This is a genomic window from Paraburkholderia sp. CNPSo 3281, from assembly GCF_024206515.1.
GTDB lineage: Bacteria > Pseudomonadota > Gammaproteobacteria > Burkholderiales > Burkholderiaceae > Paraburkholderia > Paraburkholderia nodosa.
Map to the genome: position 1 here is coordinate 1 of NZ_JAMBPS010000126.1, position 2,609 is coordinate 2,609.

2 protein-coding genes are annotated in these 2,609 nt (G+C 63.4%); both read left to right on the forward strand.

What is annotated here, in order from left to right:
• Positions 1–201: 201 nt before the first annotated feature.
• Positions 202–1,725 (forward strand): IS21 family transposase, encoded by a 1,524-nt coding sequence (gene istA, locus M3I56_RS40340; RefSeq protein ID WP_309249230.1) that lies wholly within the window; start codon positions 202–204, stop codon positions 1,723–1,725.
• A gap of 15 nt (positions 1,726–1,740) precedes the next feature.
• Positions 1,741–2,511, forward strand: coding sequence for an IS21-like element helper ATPase IstB (gene istB, locus M3I56_RS40345; RefSeq protein WP_254358623.1), 771 nt, complete (start codon positions 1,741–1,743; stop codon positions 2,509–2,511).
• Positions 2,512–2,609: the final 98 nt, after the last annotated feature.

Below are 2,609 nucleotides of genomic sequence, written 5' to 3' on the forward strand. Positions count from 1 at the left end.
TGTCATCTTCCGCCATATAGGAGCCATCGAGCTTCCGGCATAAAGGAACCGGGGCGTTTTCGGCATAAAGGAGCCACTTCGTTTCCGGCATATAGGAGCCAGGGAAGGAACCGAGCATCTCGATCGTGATGCTCATTGCAGGCTTAACTTGTGGGGCGTGATCCCCCAAGGGAGGCTGCGATGGGCCGACGGAGAATCGAGATGCATCAATATCGGCAGGTTCTCGTGCGCATGCGCCACGGGGATTCCGAGCGCGAACTGGCGCGCTGTCGCTACATGGGCCGGCGCAAGCTCGCCGCACTGCGAGAGTTGGCCGAACAACGCGGCTGGCTCAAGCCCGATGCGCCGTTACCGGATGACGCCGAGATCGCCGCGGCGCTAGGCCCGCCACACAAGGCCAGGTCGACTGTCTCCGGGCTCGAAGTGCACCGCGCATTGATTGCCTCATGGCTCGAGCAGCACGTGCCCGGCACGGCAATCCTGGCCGCGTTGCGGCGTGAGCACGGCTACACCGGCAGCTATTCGTCGGTTTATCGCATGATCGTTTCGATCAATGCGGACCGCCCGCCCGACGCCACCGTGCCACTGAGCTTTGCGCCCGGTGAAGCCGCGCAGGTGGATTTCGGCGCCGGCCCGATGCTGCCCGACGCCGACGGCGTGTTCACGCGTACGTGGGCGTTCGTGATGACGCTGGCCTTCTCGCGGCACCAATACGTCGAGTTCGTCTGGGACCAAACCGTCGCAACCTGGCTCGGGTGCCATCGTCGCGCTTTCGAATGGTTCGGTGCGGTGCCCACGCGCGTGATCATCGACAACCCCAAGTGCGCCATCACGCGTGCCTGCACCTATGACCCTGTCGTGCAACGCGCCTATGCGGAATGTGCCGAGGGTTATGGTTTCCGCATTGATCCGTGCCCGCCTGCCGATCCGCCCAAGAAGGGCATCGTCGAGGCCGGCGTCAAATACGTAAAAGGCAACTTCCTGCCGCTGCGCCAGTTTCGCGACTTCACGGATCTGAACGAGCAGGCCCGTCACTGGGTCGTGCACGAAGCGGGGCGCCGCATTCACGGCACCACACGCAAAGTGCCGCTCGAACTGTTCGAGATCGAACGGCCACTGATGCGCGAACTGCCGGCCATTGCGCCTGATCTGGGCACCTGGCACAAGGTCTCGGTCCACCGCGACTGCCATGTCGCGCATCAGCGCATGCTGTACTCCGTTCCGTTCGCGCTGGTCGGCAAGACCTTGTGGCTGCGCGCCACCGATGCGTCCATCGCCATCTACGACGACTACCGGCTGGTCGCCTCGCACGTACGCGGCCGTCGTCCCGGCGATCGGCTCACCGTGCGTGATCATCTGCCGCCCGAGGCTCGCGCGTTTCTCGCTCACGACCGTCAGTGGTGCCTCGAACAAGCCGCACGCGTGGGGCCTGCCTGTGCCGAACTCATCGAGTTGCTGCTGGCCGATCACATCCTCGAGAGGCTACGTGCGGCACAGGGCGTCATGCGTCTGCAGCGCCCCTACGGCACCTCGCGCCTGGAGGCTGCGTGTGCTCGCGCGTTGGCGCACGGCAGCCCGTTCTATCGGACCGTCAAGACCATCCTCGCCGGCGGATTCGATCGACATCCCATCGACGATTCAGGCGAACACGTTCACGTGCCTGATGCCCGCTTCGCCCGCAACGCGCAATCGCTGTTCGCCCCCGACGCCGACGTGCGTCATTGACTCAAGGAGATCGCCATGCAACCCATGCCAGCCTTGACCCCGCATCTGAAGCAACTGCGCCTGTCCGGCATTCTCGACTCGCTCGAGGCGCGCAATCGTCAAGCCATCGACGCCAAGCTCTCCTACGTCGATTTCCTGGCGCTGCTCATCGAAGACGAAGTGGCCCGGCGCGAGCAGAAGAAGTTCGCTTTACGCATGCGACGCGCCGCGTTTCGCACCAGCAAGACGCTGGAGCAATTCGATTTCGATCGGCTGCCGCAATTGAACCGCGCGCTGGTGCATGATCTGGCCGGCGGCCGTTACCTCGGCGAACATGCGCCGGTGCTCATCGTCGGCCCTTGCGGCACGGGCAAGAGTCATCTCGCCCAGGCTCTGGGCCATTGCGCCGTCCGTCAAGGCGCGGACGTGTTGTTCACCACCTGCACGCAGCTCGCCGTCAGCCTGAATGCGGCTCGTGCCACCGGTGCTTACGAGCGTCGGCTTGCCAGTCTGGTGCGCGTCGAATTGCTGATCATCGATGACTTCGGGCTCAAGCCTCTTCGCCCGCCGGCTGACGAGGATTTGCATGAACTCATCGCCGAGCGATACGAGACCGCTTCCACCATCGTCACCAGCAACCTCGATCTGACCGAATGGGACCAGGCGTTCCCGTCTAACCGTCTGCTCGCCTCGGCCACGCTCGACCGGCTGCGCCACAACGCTTATTGCCTCGTGCTCGACGGTCACTCCTATCGAAGCCCGCGGCACCTTCCGGAGCATCACTTGAACCTTGCAAACGCGACTTAAACGGCCCATTCTTAAACCACAAAGATGCTCGTTTCTACCCACTTCTGCTGGCGCCTATATGCCGGAAATACCCGGCTCCTTTATGCCGGAAGGTGACA

Coding starts and splice junctions, on each gene's coding strand:
- istB (WP_254358623.1), top strand. CDS start 1,741: ATGCAACCCATGCCAGCCTTGACCCCGCATCTGAAGCAACTGCGCCTG.
- istA (WP_309249230.1), top strand. CDS start 202: ATGCATCAATATCGGCAGGTTCTCGTGCGCATGCGCCACGGGGATTCC.